The following is a 20,479-nucleotide window of genomic DNA, read 5'->3' on the forward strand; positions in this document are numbered from 1 at the left end:
AAATTTATCAAGAAAGGTGTTCATATATAATACAAAAACACATCCAAGCTGTAGAATTACAAAACTACAATTGGATGTGTTTTTGTGGTATTGAATAACCAAATACAGATGTTCAATACCCCGAGGAAACTATAGGAGACTTTCCTTCTGAAATGTCGTTAAACTTCTTTAACTATCTCATCGTAGCCTCTTCTATATGCCCTTGGATAAAGTGTCTTACTTTCATCTAAGTATCCAAGTGAGATTAGCATTACTACTGTCTTATTTTCATCAAGTCCAAATTCTTTTCTCACACCCTCAAAATCCATGCCACTCATTGGATGAGAATCTACTCCAAGGTTCTTAGCTGCATACATTATAGACATTGCTAGAAGTCCTGCATTACTCTCAGCGAACTTTAATTTATTTTCCTCTGATGTACCATATAAACTATGTGCAAACCCTTGTGTACCTGCTAATTTTTCTTTATCACCACCAAATAGCTTTAACATATCCTTCCATGTAGGATTTGTTTCATTATATCCAGTTTTATTACCTACAATTATTAGGGTCACTGGAGCCTCTAATATCTTAGGCTGACTACTTGAAAGTTTATACAATTTCTCTTTAGCTTCTTTAGATTTCACTGCTATAATTTCCCAAGGTTGAAGGTTAAATGCTGATGGAGCTAATACCGCAAGGTTAATTATATCCTTTAGTATTCCCTCTTCAAGACCTTTATTTACATCAAAAAAATTAATAGCTCTTCTATTTTCAAAAACTTCTTTTAAATTCATTTAAATACACCCCTTAATTTCCTTTTTTAAGATTATTCGTTACTAATTATTATTACTTAATTTATATTATTATACCGATAGTTTACTGATTATGTCAAGCATATATTGAAATTATTAATTTCTTTAATACTAAAAAATCGTTTAAATTTGATATTATGCTCGCATTCTATTCATATATCCTTTGAGTCCATAAAAAGTACCTATAGCTAATTCGCTATAGGTACCAGTTTATTTAATCTACTTAGGCATCTTTGACTTGTTATTTTGTTTCAGGAGCCTTAAATATATTCAATACTGAGCTAAGTGATTCACGGAGATTATCATCCCTTAGCATAGTCATAGCTGAATCAATTACTACACGGGTATCATATTGGCCCTTGTAAATAGGAGTAACCTCTTTATCTAACTTGAGAAGAGAATAAACTGCTGTTTGTGCTGATCTAACCGAGTAATCAACTGTAAAAACAACATCGTCAGGCATTTCACAGAATTGTCCAATAAATGCTAAATTAGTTGATCCTATTGGTACAACCGCAGGCCTATCTCCCATTGTTCTAGGTAAAAATTGACTTGTTATAAAAGGCATTATACATGGTATACATGTAGATGTTTTAAGAATTAAAGGCATCTCTTCTTTCAAAGCAAGATGGCAACATAATTCTGTTAATATCTCTTCACCAGTGCATTCAGACATCTTTTTTTGCACATAGTTACCTTTTTTATTTGGAGACAAGCAATAGCCCCAACATATATTAACATTTTCAGGTTGATTATTATAATATGGTTGATGAGGTAAAACAACTGACATAAGCCAATTGGAGTCCTTGAAAGTAAATACAGAATTTTCATTAAAATTCTCCATTAATTTGAAAAATGTTGGATCTCTAAAAGTAACTGTGAATGATTCCCATAGCGATTCATCTATATGATCATCAAAAACGGATGGCTTACCAAACTCAGGTCTATTCTTCGCTATATTTTCCCAAAGTTTCCACGAGCCCCCTAAGCTCTTAGCTTCAACCTTAGGTACAGTTGACATTGATCCGAGGCTTGATCCTGCTGTCATAGAACCAATGGTTGCAAGAACATAGTCCCCGTTTTCAATGTGAATACTTTTTGGTTTTCCATTACAAGTATAATGAATACGTTCTACAGTTTTTTCATTTTCAGAAGTTTTAAAATCTAGATTAGTGACTTCACAGTTCATTTCAAAGCGGACGCCTTGTTCTTTTAGCCATTTAACTATTGGCAAAATCATAGAATCATATTGATTGTACGGCGTGCGACGGACACCAGACAAAGTGTTAATACGAGGCAACTCATGAATAAATCTATGAAGATATCTCTTAAATTCTACTGCACTATGCCATGGTTGAAACGCAAAAGTTGTGCACCACATAAACCAAAATTTACTTTTGAAAAATGAATCTTCAAAACAATCTTTTACCCTACTTGTTCCAAGTGATTCCTCAGATTGAGCCATAATTTTAATTAAATCCAATCTATTCTGTTGATTAAATCCAAGAGAAAATACATCAATTACCTCTTTATTTTCACCAACTAATCTAGCTTTAGCACTAGACTTAAATTTCTTATTGAATTCAACAAATTCATCATATAATGTTTTTTCTGAATCAGTTAATGACGGAATGCTTGATAAAAGATCAAAAGTGGCGGTGTAGGCTTCTTCATCGAACATTCTTCCACCACGATAGACATACCCATCTTCAGCTGAACCCTGAGCATCTAGACTACCACCTGTTACATTTGATTCTTCAAATATAGATATATTTTTTCCAGAAACATGTCCATCTCTAATAAAATAAACAGCACTCGCAAGGGATGCAATTCCACCTCCAACAAGATAAGCTTTTATTTTATCATTATCACCATTAGAAAATTCATTTATATTTTTATAGTTTTGTTCCATGTTCGCCTCCTGTTTTTTTGGTTTATTCACTAATCCTTTATCATATAACGCATTAAAGTTACTTAACACCTCTTATTACATTCATAGATGGACTTCCACCTTCAAACATGTTTTTTACTCTCAGACCTATAAGTGGATTTAACTCTTCATGTGTTAAGATATAAAATTTTTCTTCTTCAATTGCCTTGAATATAGTTGCCCCAATTGTGTCAATTGGTATGCCGCCTTTGATAACCTTATGTTTCTTTTGCTCTTCTTCTTTATATAAATCACTTTGATAATAAGGCTGACTCATATCATTTTTATAAATATTTGGTCTGTGCCTCTCACAATTATCAAGGTCTGTTTGAATAAATCCTGGACAGAATACTGACATTTTTATTTTGTCCGTTTCGCACTGAAGATCTAAGTAGGTAGATTCAGAAAGACCAACCGCTGCAAATTTCGAAGTATGGTAAGCTGACATTCCATTCAAATCCAAAAGCCCAGCTACAGAAGAAGTATTAACAATATGGCACTCAGTATCCTGTTTTAACATTATTGGAATGAACACTTTTTCGCCATGGATAATGCCCCAGACATTAGCTTTCATAACCCATTCCCAATCATTTAAAGATAGTAACCAAGCTGGCCCTGCAACCACGACTCCTGCATTATTAAACAATAAATCTATGTGTTGAAATTTTTCAAGGGCAATCTTCGCTAGCATCTCCATGTCCTCAAATTTCATGACATCCATTTCAACAGCTAATACTTCAGCTCCCTCTGCCTTAAGTTGTTCTTCCGCTCTTTTTAAGTCCCTTCCATCAATATCTGCTATAACTATTTTAATCTCTCTTCGTGCACATTCCTTAGCTATTGCAAAGCCTATTCCATTTGCAGCCCCTGTAATAACTGCTACCTTACCTTTAAACTCTTTCATAATATAACTCCTCCTTTTTATACTGTTTTATAGAGTATCTTCCCACCAATCCCATTTTGAATTTGAATATGGTAAATACGCAATTGGATCTACTTCTGCCAAAACTTTACCCCTTAAAAGTACTGAAGTTCCTACAGTGTAAGTGCAACCTAGCATCTTTACAACTTCTAATTCTGCCCAAGGGTCATGTGGTGAGTCTTTCAGATCCATCTCAAATTCTCCAGTTTTAAACACTTTATTATCCATAGTTGCACCTTGCTCTATAAGTAGTGGGCTTAAGTCGAATCCACTGCCATCTGGTGACTTAGAATATTTGAAATTGAATATAGGTAATCCCTCTCCATAATTATCAGCAATTATTTTCTGTCCATCTTCAGCATTACATTTTCCATTAAGATTTGCTTTTACACTAAAGAAGTTTATTCCATTTCGAGATACACTTCCGTAAACAGAGTCTCCATCTTTCTTAAGTTCGATTTCTGCCATCTTCTTTGGAAAACCATAAATTTCTCTGCCAAGCCCCATAGCCATGCCATCACTTATAGGCATTGAAAGACAATACATTCCAATTCGACCATTAAAATCTGCTGGTATAAATAAAGCTGCTTCCTTGTATGGAGGGCAAAAATTTGTTCTAGGATAATTAGCTACAAAAGCATGTACCAAAGGTACTTTTAGAGGCTTTAGAGGTGCTGGAAGTATACGTGCAATAATCTCAGGCTTTGTTTCCCAATAAGCTGTGAGCATCTGAGCATCGTAAAAAGTTGTAGGTTTACTAATATATTTTTTAATATCATTTGGATTTTTTACAAAACTATTCATTAATGATACCTCCCTATATTTTATATTTCAGGTTTATTTTACTAATATTACATCATCGCCATCCTTTCTTTAAACTTATATTTTTATATAAGAATTCTACATTTATAATATAACGCTAATAAAAAAGGTGTTAAACAATCAATTTCCTTAATTTGTATGAAAAACATACACTGTACTCAAAGTGTATGTTTTTTAGCATTAGCGGAGACTAAAAGTTAATTATTCCTTGCTTTATTAAGAAAAATAGCTATAATAGAACTAATTTAATTTTTAAATTACATATATTAATTAATTTGGAGGTATGCATAAATGAAAGATTCAACAAAACATTCCGTGATTATAGGTTTTGCACTATTTGCAATGTTTTTCGGTGCAGGAAACCTAATTTTTCCACCATTCTTAGGAAAAACTGCAGGAAGCGCATTTTTTGCATCCATAATAGGCTTTCTCATTACAGGCGTTGGTCTTCCACTAACTGGAGTAATTGCCTGTGCCAAAATTAATGGGACTTACGACAAAATGGCCAATAGAGTAGGTAAAAAATTTGCTATAATAACCGGTGTAGCTTTAATTCTTGTTATCGGACCGTTATTTGCAATTCCAAGAACTGCTGCAACAACTTTCGAGCTTGGAATACATCCTATATTTCCATCTGTGCCACAAAATATAGTAGTTATATTGTATTTTGCAATAACACTTGCGTTTGTGCTTAAACCTTCTTCAATAATTGATAATATAGGTAAAATACTTACCCCCGCACTTTTATTAATGCTCGCTATAATTATATTTAAAGGAATAATAGATCCTATTGGACCAATTGTAGCTACATCTAACAAAGGTGGATTCTCAAAAGCTTTAATAGAAGGTTATCAAACAATGGATGCTATGGCTTCTGTTATATTTGCAGGAATAATTATTTCATCTGTTAGAGCTAAAGGTTATAAAAATACAAATGATATAATGAAGATGACTATAAAATCAGCACTAGTTGCTGTAGCGGGTTTAACCTTTGTATATGCTGGCCTTATGTATCTTGGAACACAAACAAGTACTTTGTTCCCAGGAGATATATCTAGAACTAAACTAGTTACAGAGCTTGTTAAGTTAGACCTAGGCAGCGTCGGTGCAGTTATTCTTAGTTTATGTGTTGCTCTTGCATGCTTAACAACCGCTATAGGGTTACTCGCAAGTGGAGCAACATTCTTTGCTAATCTTTCAAATAATAAAGTATCTTACAAGACTGCTGCTGTTATTATGGCTGTAGTAAGTGGATTAATAGCTACGAAAGACGTTGATAGTATAATTACATTGGCAGGGCCTGTTTTACAAATTTTATATCCAATTGTAATTGTTCTAATAGTTATTACATTGCTTGGAGATATTGTGAAGAGTAATACGGTTGTTGCTATAACTACGTACACAGCGCTAATTATAAGTATTTTAGATACTATAAATAGTATCTACGCAAATAGCATTGGATTTATTGAATTTATTCCTCTATCAAATGTTGGATTCTCATGGCTTATACCTGCTTTAATAGCTTTTGTAATTTCTAATATTTTAATAAAACCAAAAGAAGTTATAAATGAAGATGGAGCTACTTCAATTTTTGAAGGGTAAGGTAATGTAACACTGTTAATTCAGAATTAATATGGTTACATAGAGATAATTCACTTTCTCTAAAGTAGGCTCCATCAGATATACAAGCTGTAAAGCAGCTTCTATAAGAAAAGGTATAGCAAAATTAAATTTTGCTATACCTTTTTTCATTTTATATTACCGTTACTCCACTTTGAATTACAACGGTGCTCTAAATACTCAATTTAGGATTTGTATACTTCCTTGCCTTCATTAGGAAGAGCGAATAGTTAATTTTATTACCTTCTATAATTTTTTCACCATAAAAAAATGAATTCGATTCTATGTCGTTAAACCCAGCACTAATTAAAATGCTTTTTAAGTTTTCTTGATTAAACCCATTATGACCATCAAAATCTGGATGTTCTTTATGAAAACTGCCGTCTTCTTCATCCAAATCTACAATACATAAAAAACATTTTCATTAAGTAATTCGTAAAAGCTCTTTATTATTGATGCAGTATTATGAATATGATGTAATGCCATGGAATTATAAATAACATCAAAATTCATATCTAATGAATTCTTATCAGATATATCTAAATAATTAGTAAACATGTTATTTACTTTGTATTTACTAATTTTAAAGTTGAGTATATCTATCATTCCTTTTGATGAATCAACAAGATTAATTTTTTTGAATTTATCATAAAGATTAAAACTTACAAGACCAGTTCCACATCCAAACTCCATAGCAGAATAATTTTTATCAATGTCAATTGATTTGCTTATTTCATCTGCTACTATTTTTGCTCTATTAATTCTTTCATCGGTATCCCAATTTTTAGCATAGTCATCAAAACTCATTTTTAAGTTGCCTCCCTATATTTAGTTTTTTAAAATAGAGCATCGACCGTAGATTTATGCTTAATGCGCTGCTCATTAAGCTTGTGAATTAATTTACAAATACTAACTAAATATTATTCTTATTTTGTTTTATTATTTATAAATTTAAAATCACAATATTCTCCACACATTCCCAACGTTTGAGTCCTTCTAAAAGTAATTTTCTTCATGGAATCATAGCACCTATTGTCGCTTTTGCAGAACATGTTACACATTTCCAGACAATTATGCTCTGCACAAGTAGCGTGCCATAAGCATTTTTTTATAATAAACACCATAGCCTCAGTGTTATTCTGTTCAACTGTAAGTTCCCAGTTATCGGCTTTTAGTGCCTTGTTAAATATCATACGAAAAGTTTTATAGAAGAATGGAAGTTTTTCAATTTTACGCAAAAGGTTTACTTTAGCATATACACCCTCAAAAAAATATTTCTCTACAATTTGTAAGGATGTCTCTTTCTCCCCCGAGGTTTCCTGTATAATTTGATAAAGAGCTATTAGAGGGAGAATGTACTTTTTTAAAGTTTTAAGCTGATTCTTACTTTTTCCATTACTATTCTTAACAAGTATATAAAATCTTTCTTGTTGTTGTTTATATGTTTTTTCCCCTTGTTCTTTCCCAAACTCATTTATTAAAAATTTCTTCATACTTACCACCTTTCAAGAATAATATGATTTATATTATCTAAGGATAATGTTCTAACCCTTCCTTTGGATAGGCTACATCCCAATGGTATAGATGTACATCATCTTTCTTGTGTAAATCCACAAACCTTCTAATTATTAATTTAGCATAGAGTTTAAAATATTCTCTTCTAATTTTCTTAAATTAGTTTTATCACCATTCACCTTTATCGTAATTTCATCTACTATTTCTACAGTTGCATCCCCTACAGTATACTCTTTCACTTTATCTTTCTTATTAATTTTAGTATCCTTGTCTTTATCTATTTTCTTAATTTTAACACCCTTCTCTTTTGCTACTTTCTTTAGTATTTTATATACCTCAAGTTCTAAGCTACTTCCTACTTTTAGCTCATGGGTGTTTTCTGCATTTTTCAGAAGATATAAAGTTGTATAAGTTACAAGTCTAGTTCCTGTTTGAATTGGTACTATACTATCTACTTCTTCTATAGATTCTAAGTTAATTCTTATGTAAATATCATTCTCAGTACCAGCTCTTGCTTTAAGTTCAGTACATTCTCTTCTCTTATATTCTTTGCACTCTTTTATCCTGCCAAAATATCTTATTCCACCACCATCTTTAAAACTTTCTTTTGATTGATAGAATGCTAAATACTCAACCGAATCTCTAACCTCTTTTAATTTCGCTATTGGAATATGATAAAATAGATTTTCTTTATACTCTTTTAAATGCTCTTTATTCTTTACATTAACAAGCATTACGCTCAGATGTTTAAACTTACCATAATCATCATATTCATCTATAACTACCCTATCATTTCTTGCATCGAGTGGGGATTGTTCTATTATTTTCTTTAACTGCTTAGTTATTAATTTTGTACTCCCTGGTAGCATAGGAAAAGCTCCTATATTTACTTCTTCTATACTCTTATAAAAGTTATGTTCTTTAAACTTCTCCTCATCTCCATACGGAAACATAACATAGGCCCCAAAGGTATCATATTTAAATTGAACCTTGTTATTAAGTTTTGATACTATTGCATCCCTATATCTATGCATTACATTTATATCATCCTCAACTGGACCTATATTCCCTTTATCATCTACATTTATTCTATACTTAGCATCGAATATGTAAATTCTATTGTCATCTTTATTATTTAAATTTCTAATATTAAGTACAGTATCTGGTCTTTGATTAGTTGTTGGAGACGAATATGACTTGTTATACCATAGCTCTAACCTATTCTTTTTATTAGAATAAATCATCTTAGCCTGCGAGTCCTGGGATAATGTTAAATAGAACCCATTGTCCTTATACTTTAATATTCCATATTCCTCAACCGTGTAACCTAACTCACTGAGAATATGGTGTATTTTCATATAACACCACATCTCGTATAATAAATACAGCTTTTTAGGAGTCATCTGATAGATTCCATCTCCTAACGCTAACCCCTTACTTAGCATAATATACTTTTTATAAACTTCTCTATAGCCAGGAGCTATTTGAAAAACTAAACTCATAGTCTTTTTGCCTGTAAGATTACTAACATTACTAAATCCATTTTTCAAGTGTTTTTGCAATATGCATATCTTATTCTTTAAAAACTTATGTAGCACCACTTTATCATCAGTATTATTATTCGCTTTATTGCTGAGCATATTTCTAACTATATTTTTCACAACTGCATTTAGTCTTTTTATAATACTGATTATCATGTACTTAACAAATCTATTTTCGTATATATCTATAGTTGTGATTTTCCTTTTATCTACAACCCTAGTTGCAATATAGTTTTTATCTTTTCCCTTAATAAATCCGTTTTGATGCTCTACAAGCACGCTTGAATGCTCCCTTAGATAAGAAATTGTATTGCGGGACGGTACTCTTGATTTCTCTACTCTTCTTATAGATTCTATAGTTTCTACGTTATGCTTAGGATTTGCTATAATTCTTTTTATAGCTTTTTCTAAATCATCAAATATACATCTCAAAATGTTAATGAATTCTGCATTGGTTTGATGTTTAGTATCCACTAATTTAGTTTCTAGATAAATTTTACCCATAAGAGCAAACGCTAAAAAATATATATCCTCATTTACTTCATTCATTATGTCTTTGTAATCTTTTTGATAATCAATTTTTGACGGAAAGACCTCTATATCTATAGATAATATATCTTTTCCATCTTTATTAATTATAAAATTAGACAATCCAATATCCGAAGAAAAATCAATCATTCCAATATAACAATTACTTATTTTCTGAAACCCATTATTTAAATTACTACCCATATGAATTACTTCATAATGGCCCTTATCTTTAACTTCTAAGATGATCTGATATTTCCCATTTTCATAAAAGCAGGGTTTAACATTAGGTCCACTAACTTCTGCTAACTCACCGTTATCAGAAATGACTTTCACTATAACTTTATTCTTATCTTTATATTCCAATGCTACAGTAAGTGTTGCGGTAGTATTTATATTAATACTTAAATCTCTTGCTTTCTTATTTATACTCTCACCACTAAATGTTAACGAGAATTCATCTCTACAATCTATTTCTAAAAGCTTATCATTACGCCCAGAAAGAAGTAAATCCATCTTCATAACCTCTTAACATCATAAGTATTTTTTTAGCACTCTTTTTATACTTAATCTTATCTGATTTCAGCTCTGTTTCACAATCTTTAATATACTCCATCGTAGCATTGACTTCCTTACCACTCGTATTACAGTAATTAAATAATTTAATTAGAATATCCTTAATTAGAAGCTCACTCCCAGTTATAATTGGTAATATCTTTTGCATTATTTGAAAATCAAAAGCTTCATCTTCACTTAATAAATCATTAATTTTGTTTTCTAGCATATAAAATACAATCTCATCTCTAACTCTATATCCGAAATTCTTATTACCTTGCTCTAATATTTCATTTATATCTTTAACCTTACTATTAGTTTGCCTAACAAATGCATCATCACTATTTAAAGCATCCTTAATAGTTAAGAAGCTTGTCTTAAAGAAGTCGTTATCTATATTAATGCTTTCACATTTTTCATTACTAAATTCCAAAGCATCTAAATCTACATCTGAAAACTCAATAGTATTAGCTCTATCCAATACCTTTCTACTAAACGCAAATGTGGTATCATCCATATTAACAGTACCTACGATATAAATATTTTCAGGTATTCTTAAATTTGCATACTCATTTCCTTCAGCTAAATATCCCTGAGAAAATAATCTATCTGTTTTAATATTTTTGTTCTCATCAAATTCCCTAGATTCTATAATGCTTAAATATTCACTTAAGTAATACTCAACCCTAGCTAAGTTCATTTCATCTAAACATATAAAATAAGGTTTATTAATATTTTTCTCTTTTGAAGCTCTAAAAATAATTTCAGTTAATTTACCAGTAGCTAATTTATACGTAACTGTGAAAATAAACACCCCTTGGTTATCTATGAAAGAGGAACGACTAAACTTGTTTAAAATGTTCGTGAAATATAAAACAGACCATATCCTGAACCATACAAAGTATATGACCTGTTCTATATCAAACAATAATTTTCAATTATTATTATGACTTCTAACACACTACCACAAACTAGAAGTTTATGTTTGCTAACATTAATTTTATTAATCAAAATATTAAGACTTGCCAATCAGAACTATTTTCATAGACATACTCAGCTTCGCAATTAATTACCCAGTTTGGATATTTCTTGATTATAATGCCACCAATAATCTCAAATCCATATTTAGATTGGTTCTTTTCAACCCATTTCTGCAACGCCTTATTTTTATCAGCTGTTTGTTGAGATTTTGCGGTATTACCGCTTTTGGTATCTAATATAAGAAGTTTATTTGCAGTCTTGATTATAAAGTCTGGGTAAAATAAGCTAATTTTTTTTTCTTGAGTGTCATAATACTCAATGGCAAACACGCTTCTACCACTCTCTGCTTGCTTATTCCACCAACGAACATCATCCCTAGATTCTAAATATGAGATAAAATTCTCTTCATTTTTTTTACCTAAATATTTTTTTCTATTGTAAAATTCTTTATAAACATTTTTCGAAATACCCTCGATTTTTTCAAAATCCTCTGTAAAACTTGTATTGCTTTCTGGTACCTTTAAATCAAATATATCTCTTGTTTCCTTTTCCTTAACTTCAATTTCATATTTGTTTCTAAATTCTTTAAGTGCCTTGCTTATAGCCTTTTTTAAAGCGCTTGATTCTTTAAGTAGCTCATTTACAATTATTGGATAATACTTATTTCTATCTATCCCTAGACGAGTGTTAAACCAAACATTTAAAGCAGCTTTTAATTGCCCCCATGACCTAGATGGATTGTACTTTGCCTCATCCTCACCTTGTTTTTTTAATTCTTCAAAACAAGCCAAATTATAAAGTTTTTCTACTTCTAACGGTGAAAAACTAGAATTTATATCTTTCCCTTTTATCTTAATTTCATTTATAAAATTATCAAAACCTTCAATTTGGGCATCAACTACTATTTGATTATTTACACTGCAATTATTAATATCAATAACTGATTTCATTTTTTTATAATTATTATTTAATTCCATTGGTGCATTACTTGTACTAAATACTTCATCAAAAACTAAAAAAAAGAACTTCTGCCAAACTGGTGGCGGTGTTAAACTATTGAAATCTACCCTAGCATGGAATGTTGTTTCAAGTTCAATTTGTTTAATACCGCTTTTCAATTCCGTATAATAAATGGGCGGTTTGTTCAAATTCTCAGTGTCTTTAATATCACGAATATGGCTTTTATTATAATTTGTAAAGATATAAGCATTGTTTAGCTCCGTTTTATCATAATGATGACCTTCTGGCATTCTTTTTATTCTACCTATTATCTGTGTATGAAAGATTGGGCTTATGATTTCTCTAAACATAACCAAAATATCAGCTCGTGGGCAATCCCATCCAGTCGCAGAAGCAACTTTAATAATCAGATAATTCATTGCGCAATTATTCTTCTCAATCAATTTAAGATTTTTCTTTTCATTCGAAAGCCAAATTGCAATCTCATTATCTCTTACACCTTTTTCTTTTAAATATGATAAAACAAGGTCCTTTTGATTAGATTGTACCCCTTCTTTTTCCTTAAAGTCACTTGGTAACTGAATCATTACAAGTGGATTAATATCAAGCCCTAATTCATTATATAAGTTTTTTAGTTCAATTCTCTTATTAAATGCCAATTCAAGCATTATCTCATCTTCAAACAATCCTTTGCTTGACAATTTTTTAAAATCTTCTTCGGTTTGAATGATAATCTTTTCCTTAATGAGCCCGCTCGCTATTACATCTTCTTCGAGTGCTTCAACGAATCCTGTTTTCTTATGAATTACATCACTCACATTTGGTATTTCTTTTGGAGTAGCAGTAACCTTAATAATTATTCTTGGATTGATTAAATCAATAACATCATTCGCAAGCATAGTATCAGTTTCGGTATGTGCCTCATCAATAATTAAAATCAATTCACGTTCCTTTTGGGTATTTTTTATATATTCATCAAATACCCCATATTCTCCCTCTGTATTTTCACTAGGTCTTCTTAATTTTTTAGATTCCTTGTCTGTCCCTTTTATTTTAGACCAATTAATAAAAAATATATTGTTTTTGTATAGCTTCCCCTCTCTTAAATTGCTTATATCCTTTAAATTCATATCTGTACCTTCGTTAAAATAGCTGTAAAACTTAGCTTTTGATTGCATACATGAATCATCTCCACCAAAAGACACCCATAAATACGCCTTATCCTCGTGGAAATGATAGTTATCATCGAGGCAACGTAAAAACTCCGCCATCATAACTGTTTTACCAGCTCCTGTCGGTGCCTTAAATATTAAAGGTATTCTGTAATTACCACTTTTCCATAAATCCAAAAATGTATTACTTAACTCATCAATTATTGATTTTTGAAAATCCTTTAACACTAACATTTTATCTTGCCTCCTTCATTGGTAGGTTAATCTCTTTGTATATCTCAATAATTGGCTCTGGAATATCTTGGATCTTTACATTCTTACCTAAATACTTAAAAAGCTTTTTATCTATTCTCCCATACATGAATACATATAAAACTGTTTTAGTAGTTTTTATCTTTTCTACTAGTTCTTCAAATTTCTCCATATCCTCCCTGAAATAAATTGCCGTTCTACCAGTTTTACTTCTGTTTTCAAATATTTGATACCACTCATTACATTCTATTTCTTCAAAAGTATTTTCTTTGATTGCAATCATCTGCCCTGCTTTTTCAGTCAACTCACGCCTTTGTTTATCATCAATTCTATCAATCTTTTCAACTGGGATTAGGTCAGTCTTAAAGTATTGGAGATTCCCCCATAGACCTGCTTTCATTCCGTTGATTTTTTTTATACCAATTATCTTTATAGTATTTTCTATAAATTTCTTGTCTATTTTATCAAATATTTCTTTGTTTTCAGAAATTATATTCTCTATTTCTTCTAAGACATTATTAATATTTTTTGTTAGACTTGAGTATGTGATTTTCCTTTCAAATAAAACCGTTTTATCATTTCCAACATATTTATATCCTTTAATGACGTTTCTAACACGGGGATATGTAACATCTTCGCAGATATTATTTTCATTATTTGTACAAAGAATAAACTTTCTATTACCATCATCATCTTTATTTAATTCTAATACAGCATGTGCAGTTGTGCCTGAACCCGCAAAAAAATCTAAAATTATTGCATCTTTACTGTTAGTAGCAACTTCAATACAATGTTTTACTGCATGTAACGATTTAGGATATGGGAAAGTCTCTCTTGCACCTAAAACTTCTTCCAAAATAGACGTGCCATATTCACTTGCTGAAAAAATAGGGTCTACCCAAATACTTTTAGGTTGTTGTCCTCCTAATCCACCTCTAAATTTAAAGAATATTTGATAAATCCCACCAACCCGATGACAAATTATGTCGCCAGATTTAAATAATTTTTCTACACCCACTTTATCCCTTCGCCATATTCTTTTATGCCCTTTTGAATCAATCGGCAGTATTTCTATTTCAAATTTTTCATCTATGCTTATCTTTTTTGTTTTCTGATTAAAATATATTGGGAAATATCTTTCTCGAATATTTCCATCCTTTTTTATAGCCTCACTATCTACTCCTTGTTTTCTTAAATTCACTTTTAAATACCATTCTCCATCATCATCTTTGACATAATTATGGCTTTTTGCTTCGGGATTTACATATAGTTTTGCTATCTTAGATTTCGAACTTTTACCAAAATATAATGCGTATTCATGCACTTGTGAAATGACTTTTTTAGTCATCCTACCCTTCGGATTATTTCTAATGACTACCACACCAAGTCGGTTTTCTTTACCAAATATCTTATTCATAAGTAACCATAGATTTGGAAGTTCATAATCATCAATAGTTACACATATTATCCCATCTTCTTTTAATAAATTAGCTGCAAGTTGTAGCCTTTTTTCCATCATATTTAACCATTTACTGTGTCTATACCCATCTTCCTCGATTACATAATCATTATTATACTTCCAATCTTTTGCACCTGTATTATATGGTGGATCGATGTATATCACATCAATTTTCCCTTTGTGTGTATAGTTTAAACATGTAAGTGCATGATAATTATCTCCTTCAATTAGAATATTATCTTCACCATCATCAGTTCTAATTGCTTTTTCATTTATTCTTTGTAGGATAGGGAGATTATTTTCGCAATCCACTACAACCTGTTCAAGTTCTTTTTCACTGTCCCAAACCAGACCATATTTCTTTGTTTTTAATTCTTTCTCCTGCTTATTTATGATTTTAAGCAATACCTCTTTGCTACAGCTATCATATTTGCTACTCATTGATTATTTCCTCCTCATATTTTAGACTCGGCTTGCTTATCAAAAGCTCTTATGATTCGGTTTTCTCAAACTCATTAACTCCTTATATTAATATTTATATTCAACTAAAAAAAAATAAAAACCATTTTTTTACATAAAATAAATTATTTTACATTTTTTTACAAAAAGAATATTAAGTTTTATTTCGATTATGTTAATGAAATATTTTTTTAAGGTGATTAAATTTATGGACATGAATAATTTGTTATTAAATAACTTGGAAATGTACTATCATAGAAAAATAATTTTATAGCAGGCATTTGTTAACATCTTCGATTATCTGAAGTGATCAACTTAGATTCAAAAAAGTTTAAGCAGAAAAACAAATATCCCTTATTGAATAATAGCTGAGATGACGATTGTAAATATTTCTTATGATCATCATCCCATATGCCTGCTAAATGAATATTATCAAGAGAAAGATCTTGAAAGAATATTTCATTGCCCTATAACTTTAAGCCAAACTAATAATGATAGATTGGGTAAATTTTTAGATGTGTTTTATGAAGATGGTATAAACGTAGCCAGCGTAGTAATGATTGATGCAAATGTATTATCAGTAACCAAAGACGATAAAACATATAACAACAACTATCTTGAAGGACTTTATATTGCCAATAAAATTTTTCATTATATACACAAAAGTGGAAGACCATAAACTAAAAAAAAGAGAGTATACGAGAAAGACGTGTTTGTAATTGAAAAGGTTCAAAACGATATATAGAAGAATGTAAAAGTACAATATTGGAACTATCTAACTCTGGAAAATGCTTAGCTTAATTAAGCGGTGAATATACCCTTTATAAATCAATAATAACTGGAGGGATAATAACCTGACCCATTACTTTTACATTTAAACCTTTTATGCTAAACTTATTTAGAGGTGTTTTGTATGAAAAAATTAATAAAGGTTGTAGGCGCTATTATCGAGAATCAAAATAATGAAATTCTGTGTGCTCTTCGCTCGCCAAGAATGTCCATTCCAAACCATTGGGAGTTCCCTGGTGGTAAAATTGAAGATGGTGAAAATTTAAAAGAGGCTATTGAAAGAGAAATACAAGAAGAGCTATCATGCGAGGTTGAATTCATTGATATATTTAATGATAACACTCACGAATACGATAAATTTATAGTAAATTTAATTACTGTTAGGTGCCGCATAGCATCTGGTACCCCCACCGCGAGTGAACATTCAAAATTGATATGGTTACATAGAGATAATTTACTTTCTCTAAAATGGGCTCTAGCAGATATGAATGCTGTAAATCAGCTTGCACTAAAAAAGGTATAGCAAAATTTAGCTGTACCTTTTCTGGGTTCTGTATATAAACCGGCTGGCATTTCATTCTCTTATGTTAGCTTAGATTCTATAAATTGCAATAAGGCTCAAGAAAACTTATAGATTAGTTAATATGCCTTAACAAACATTAATAGTATAATTAGAATACGATTGTACTTTTCAATATAATTTCCCAAGTTATAATTATACATATCTGTTATAATATTAAGTGAAATTACATCATATGGAGTTTGTTACCAACCTGTATATTTATTGAGTTTATAACAAAACCCTATAAGTCTAGAACCGTATCTATAGGATAAAAAAAGTTAACAGATAACCTTAATCCTTGAATTAATTATGTCTTGATAGATAACAATAAGCAGCTTTTGAAGGAAGTGTAATGTAATGTTGAAAACTTTAACTGAAATAGACAGAAATAAAAATTTAGAGTCTACTATAGATTTTAAACCAATTGATGAAAGTAGTCATATTCAAATTAATATTGCCAAGGATATTTTAAACGCGAATGAAACAGGATTAATAAACAGCTTAGTAAATTCCAATTTAGCATTGAGACCCAAGCTTATTTTAAATGATTATAGTAAAGGTAGTAAAGTATTAAGTGATATTGTTGTAGAGCTTATGAACTGCGATCAGTTTATGATATCTGTGGCATTTATTACAAGTAGCGGTGTTACACCACTACTTGAGACCTTTAAATACTTAGAGAACAAGGGAATCAAAGGTGAAATTTTAACCACGGATTATCTAAATTTTAGTGAACCTAAAGCATTAAAGAAGCTTTTAGAGTTTTCTAATATTCATATTAGATTATATTCTAAAGATAACTTTCATACTAAAGGATACATTTTTAAACATAGTGATCATTATAGGCTTATTATTGGTAGTTCTAATTTGACTCAAGCAGCATTAACTAAAAATAAAGAATGGAATATAAAGATATCTTCATTAGAGGAAGGTTCATTAACAAATGAAGTATTAAATGAGTTTCGAGCTATGTGGCATGAAGCTGATAATCTAACTTTAGAGTGGATTGAAACTTATGAAAAGATATATTTAAAACAAAGAGAGTTTGTTAGAAAAAGCAAAGTTCCAAGAATCTCTCAATACATACTAAAGCCCAATAAGATGCAGGTATCTGCAATTCAAGCTTTAGACAAAGTAAGAGAAAACGGGGCTAAAAAAGCTTTATTAATTTCAGCTACCGGTACGGGTAAAACTTATTTATCAGCTTTTGATATTAGAAATTTCAATCCAACAAGAGCGCTATTTATTGTACATAGAGAACAAATTGCAAAACAATCCTTAGATAGCTTTAAAAATGTTTTTGGGGATACTAAAAGTATGGGTATTCTTTCAGGTAACTCAAAAGATATTGATAAAGATTTTATATTTTCAACTGTTCAGACTTTATCAAAAGATGAAGTATTATTAAGCTTTTCTAAGGATGAATTTGATTATATTGTTATAGATGAAGTTCATAAGGCCGGTGCTATTAGTTATCAAAAGATTGTGGATTATTTTGAGCCTGAGTTTTTATTAGGGATGACAGCTACTCCAGAAAGATCTGATGATTTTGATATTTTTAAAATGTTTGATTATAATGTAGCATATGAAATCCGCCTACAACAAGCTTTAGAGGAAGATTTACTTTGCCCATTCCACTATTTTGGAATTACGGATGTATCTATTGATGGTAATGGGTTAGATGATACTACAGATTTTAAATATTTAGTAGATGACCAAAGGGTTAATCATATAATAAATAAAATTAATTTTTATGGATATTGTGGTGATAGAGTAAAAGGACTAATATTCTGTAGTGATAAAAAAGAGGCTAAAGAATTATCAATTAAATTTAATACTCGTGGCTTAAGAACATTAGCATTAACAGGAGATAGTACTCAACTAGAACGTGAAGCAGCTATTGAGCGCTTAGAACAAGATGAACTCGTTAATTGTTTAGATTATATTTTTACAGTTGATATTTTTAATGAAGGAATAGACATACCGTCAGTTAATCAAGTTGTTATGTTAAGGGCTACTAAATCAGCTATAATTTTTATACAACAATTAGGTCGTGGTCTTAGAAAATATGATTATAAAGAATTTGTTGTCATCATAGATTTTGTAGGAAACTATGATAGTAACTTTTTGATTCCTATAGCTCTTTCAGGAGATCGAACCTTTAATAAAGATACTATTAGAAAATATGTTATGGAGGGCAATAGAATAATTCCCGGTTGCTCTACTGTGAATTTTGATGAAATTTCTAAGAAACGTATTTTTGAATCTATTGATAAAGTCAATTTTAATGATATTAAACGTATTAAGGATAGTTACAATAGTTTAAAACAAAAGTTAGGTAAAATTCCTAGATTAAGTGATTTTGATTTGCATGACTCCATTGATCCTATAAGGATTTTCGATAATAATAGCCTAGGATCATATCATAAATTTTTAACAAAATATGAAAAAGAATATACGGTGCAGCTTAACGATGTCCAAGAATCTTTTATAGAGTTTATTTCTAAAAAACTTGCTTCCGGGAAACGGATTCACGAGTTAGAAATGATTAGATATTCAATAAATAATAAGTTCGATTTAATATCTAGGATAAAACATATTCTAAAAGAAGAATATGATATAAATCTTAAGGATAGTACAGAGACCTCAATAGTAAATGTGCTTACTAATCAATTTGCTAGTGGAAGCGCTAAATCGACATATAAGGACTGTATTTTCTTAGAAAAAGATGGTTTAGAGTATAAAACGTCGGATGTTTTTATTGAAAATTTGAAGAATGAAGAATTTAAGCAAATAGTTGTTGAACTAATTGAGTTTGGTATAGATAGATATAAAAGATCTTACAGTGATCATTATATGGATACAAATTTTCAATTGTATCAAAAATATACATACGAAGATGTGTGCAAATTATTAGAATGGGAAAAATGCGAAGTGGCCCTTAATATTGGTGGTTACAGGTTTGATAAGAAAACCAAAACCTATCCTGTATTTATTAATTACAATAAATCTCAAAATATAAATGCTTCTATAAATTATGAGGATAGATTTGAATCCCCATCACACTTAATTGCAATATCTAAATCAGGGAGAACGGGAAAGTCCGCTGATGTTGTACAAGCATATAATGCTGAAAAAGATGGCGTTGAAATGAGTTTGTTTGTAAGAAAAAATAAGGATGATAAATTATCAAAAGAGTTTTATTATCTTGGAAAAATTAATGCTGTAGGTGTTCCTAATCCGATTATTATGGGAAATACTAATAAGAGTGCTGTTGAAATTAGGTATCAGTTATATACACCTGTAAGAGAAGATCTCTTTGACTACATTATCTCATAAGGTTTTATAGTTGAATTGGTATTTAATCTTTATACCTGTGCATGTGCACTATAAACTTAGAAAATATCACTTTTATTCCTACATGTCAAAAGGCTCTAATAGGTTTGATAGAGCCCTTGCTATTAGTGCACAGAAATAAATTTTAAATTTTTGACCAAAAATGACCTATTTGCCTATTTTTGAGTTAAGCGCTAACTTTTTATCTATTGTTATCTTTTCTGTTTTCACTGAGTTCATTTCTACTATCTGATTTCATAATAAGCCTCAGCCTTATTATGA

Annotated in this window: 16 protein-coding genes; 4 read left to right on the forward strand and 12 right to left on the reverse strand. The window is 30.4% G+C overall.

Features of this window, described 5'->3' with window-relative positions; translation table 11 throughout:
* Positions 1–158: 158 nt before the first annotated feature.
* The 4 genes from ACWJKE_RS05635 to ACWJKE_RS05650 form a co-directional block, all read right to left on the reverse strand.
* Positions 159–776: a nitroreductase family protein gene (locus ACWJKE_RS05635; RefSeq protein ID WP_462959215.1), complete on the reverse strand. Its 618-nt coding sequence runs from the start codon at positions 774–776 to the stop codon at positions 159–161.
* A gap of 259 nt (positions 777–1,035) precedes the next feature.
* Entirely contained in the window at positions 1,036–2,706 is a 1,671-nt protein-coding gene (locus ACWJKE_RS05640) for an oleate hydratase (protein WP_462959216.1), read from the reverse strand.
* A gap of 58 nt (positions 2,707–2,764) precedes the next feature.
* Positions 2,765–3,628, reverse strand: coding sequence for an SDR family NAD(P)-dependent oxidoreductase (locus ACWJKE_RS05645; RefSeq protein ID WP_220287455.1), 864 nt, complete (start codon positions 3,626–3,628; stop codon positions 2,765–2,767).
* Positions 3,629–3,655: 27 nt separating this feature from the next.
* Positions 3,656–4,450, reverse strand: a complete 795-nt coding sequence (locus ACWJKE_RS05650; RefSeq protein WP_462959217.1) for an acetoacetate decarboxylase family protein — start codon at positions 4,448–4,450, stop codon at positions 3,656–3,658.
* Positions 4,451–4,759: 309 nt separating this feature from the next.
* Between ACWJKE_RS05650 and brnQ the strand changes: the two genes are divergently transcribed.
* Positions 4,760–6,070 carry a branched-chain amino acid transport system II carrier protein gene (gene brnQ / locus ACWJKE_RS05655; protein WP_462959218.1) on the forward strand — a complete coding sequence of 437 codons (1,311 nt, stop codon included), beginning with the start codon at positions 4,760–4,762 and terminating at the stop codon, positions 6,068–6,070.
* A gap of 15 nt (positions 6,071–6,085) precedes the next feature.
* Here brnQ and ACWJKE_RS05660 read toward each other — a convergent pair whose 3' ends face one another.
* The 8 genes from ACWJKE_RS05660 to ACWJKE_RS05695 form a co-directional block, all read right to left on the reverse strand.
* The gene (locus tag ACWJKE_RS05660; protein ID WP_462959219.1) at positions 6,086–6,220 is read right to left on the reverse strand and encodes a hypothetical protein; all 135 of its coding nucleotides are present in this window, start codon (positions 6,218–6,220) and stop codon (positions 6,086–6,088) included.
* 40 nt (positions 6,221–6,260) lie between these two features.
* Complete coding sequence (locus ACWJKE_RS05665; protein WP_462959220.1) at positions 6,261–6,485, reverse strand: hypothetical protein; 225 nt, start codon at positions 6,483–6,485, stop codon at positions 6,261–6,263.
* 2 nt (positions 6,486–6,487) lie between these two features.
* Positions 6,488–6,895, reverse strand: a complete 408-nt coding sequence (locus tag ACWJKE_RS05670; RefSeq protein ID WP_462959221.1) for a methyltransferase — start codon at positions 6,893–6,895, stop codon at positions 6,488–6,490.
* A 119-nt stretch (positions 6,896–7,014) separates the two neighbouring features.
* Positions 7,015–7,581 carry an L-2-amino-thiazoline-4-carboxylic acid hydrolase gene (locus tag ACWJKE_RS05675; RefSeq protein ID WP_462959222.1) on the reverse strand — a complete coding sequence of 189 codons (567 nt, stop codon included), beginning with the start codon at positions 7,579–7,581 and terminating at the stop codon, positions 7,015–7,017.
* A 135-nt stretch (positions 7,582–7,716) separates the two neighbouring features.
* Complete coding sequence (locus ACWJKE_RS05680) at positions 7,717–10,188, reverse strand: DUF2357 domain-containing protein (protein WP_462959223.1); 2,472 nt, start codon at positions 10,186–10,188, stop codon at positions 7,717–7,719.
* Positions 10,163–11,041 carry a hypothetical protein gene (locus ACWJKE_RS05685; RefSeq protein WP_462959224.1) on the reverse strand — a complete coding sequence of 293 codons (879 nt, stop codon included), beginning with the start codon at positions 11,039–11,041 and terminating at the stop codon, positions 10,163–10,165. The genes ACWJKE_RS05680 and ACWJKE_RS05685 overlap by 26 nt, the downstream gene beginning before the upstream one ends.
* 193 nt (positions 11,042–11,234) lie before the next feature.
* A complete protein-coding gene (locus tag ACWJKE_RS05690) occupies positions 11,235–13,574 on the reverse strand; it encodes a DEAD/DEAH box helicase (RefSeq protein WP_462959225.1) in 2,340 nt (779 codons plus the stop codon).
* Position 13,575: 1 nt separating this feature from the next.
* Positions 13,576–15,492: a site-specific DNA-methyltransferase gene (locus ACWJKE_RS05695; protein ID WP_462959226.1), complete on the reverse strand. Its 1,917-nt coding sequence runs from the start codon at positions 15,490–15,492 to the stop codon at positions 13,576–13,578.
* Positions 15,493–15,883: 391 nt separating this feature from the next.
* Here ACWJKE_RS05695 and ACWJKE_RS05700 point away from each other — a divergent pair, with 391 nt between their 5' ends.
* From ACWJKE_RS05700 to ACWJKE_RS05710, 3 genes are all read left to right on the forward strand, one after another.
* The gene (locus tag ACWJKE_RS05700; protein ID WP_462959227.1) at positions 15,884–16,189 is read left to right on the forward strand and encodes a DUF4277 domain-containing protein; all 306 of its coding nucleotides are present in this window, start codon (positions 15,884–15,886) and stop codon (positions 16,187–16,189) included.
* A 234-nt stretch (positions 16,190–16,423) separates the two neighbouring features.
* Entirely contained in the window at positions 16,424–16,822 is a 399-nt protein-coding gene (locus ACWJKE_RS05705; protein WP_462959228.1) for a (deoxy)nucleoside triphosphate pyrophosphohydrolase, read from the forward strand.
* A gap of 396 nt (positions 16,823–17,218) precedes the next feature.
* Entirely contained in the window at positions 17,219–20,200 is a 2,982-nt protein-coding gene (locus ACWJKE_RS05710) for a DUF3427 domain-containing protein (RefSeq protein WP_462959229.1), read from the forward strand.
* The last annotated feature ends 279 nt before the right edge of the window (positions 20,201–20,479 follow it).

It is taken from the genome of Clostridium sp. CM036, from assembly GCF_055081135.1.

Coding starts and splice junctions, on each gene's coding strand:
- ACWJKE_RS05635 (WP_462959215.1), bottom strand. CDS start 776: ATGAATTTAAAAGAAGTTTTTGAAAATAGAAGAGCTATTAATTTTTTT.
- ACWJKE_RS05640 (WP_462959216.1), bottom strand. CDS start 2,706: ATGGAACAAAACTATAAAAATATAAATGAATTTTCTAATGGTGATAAT.
- ACWJKE_RS05645 (WP_220287455.1), bottom strand. CDS start 3,628: ATGAAAGAGTTTAAAGGTAAGGTAGCAGTTATTACAGGGGCTGCAAAT.
- ACWJKE_RS05650 (WP_462959217.1), bottom strand. CDS start 4,450: ATGAATAGTTTTGTAAAAAATCCAAATGATATTAAAAAATATATTAGT.
- brnQ (WP_462959218.1), top strand. CDS start 4,760: ATGAAAGATTCAACAAAACATTCCGTGATTATAGGTTTTGCACTATTT.
- ACWJKE_RS05660 (WP_462959219.1), bottom strand. CDS start 6,220: ATGAAAAAAGGTATAGCAAAATTTAATTTTGCTATACCTTTTCTTATA.
- ACWJKE_RS05670 (WP_462959221.1), bottom strand. CDS start 6,895: ATGAGTTTTGATGACTATGCTAAAAATTGGGATACCGATGAAAGAATT.
- ACWJKE_RS05675 (WP_462959222.1), bottom strand. CDS start 7,581: ATGAAGAAATTTTTAATAAATGAGTTTGGGAAAGAACAAGGGGAAAAA.
- ACWJKE_RS05680 (WP_462959223.1), bottom strand. CDS start 10,188: ATGGATTTACTTCTTTCTGGGCGTAATGATAAGCTTTTAGAAATAGAT.
- ACWJKE_RS05690 (WP_462959225.1), bottom strand. CDS start 13,574: ATGTTAGTGTTAAAGGATTTTCAAAAATCAATAATTGATGAGTTAAGT.
- ACWJKE_RS05695 (WP_462959226.1), bottom strand. CDS start 15,492: ATGAGTAGCAAATATGATAGCTGTAGCAAAGAGGTATTGCTTAAAATC.
- ACWJKE_RS05700 (WP_462959227.1), top strand. CDS start 15,884: ATGACGATTGTAAATATTTCTTATGATCATCATCCCATATGCCTGCTA.
- ACWJKE_RS05705 (WP_462959228.1), top strand. CDS start 16,424: ATGAAAAAATTAATAAAGGTTGTAGGCGCTATTATCGAGAATCAAAAT.
- ACWJKE_RS05710 (WP_462959229.1), top strand. CDS start 17,219: ATGTTGAAAACTTTAACTGAAATAGACAGAAATAAAAATTTAGAGTCT.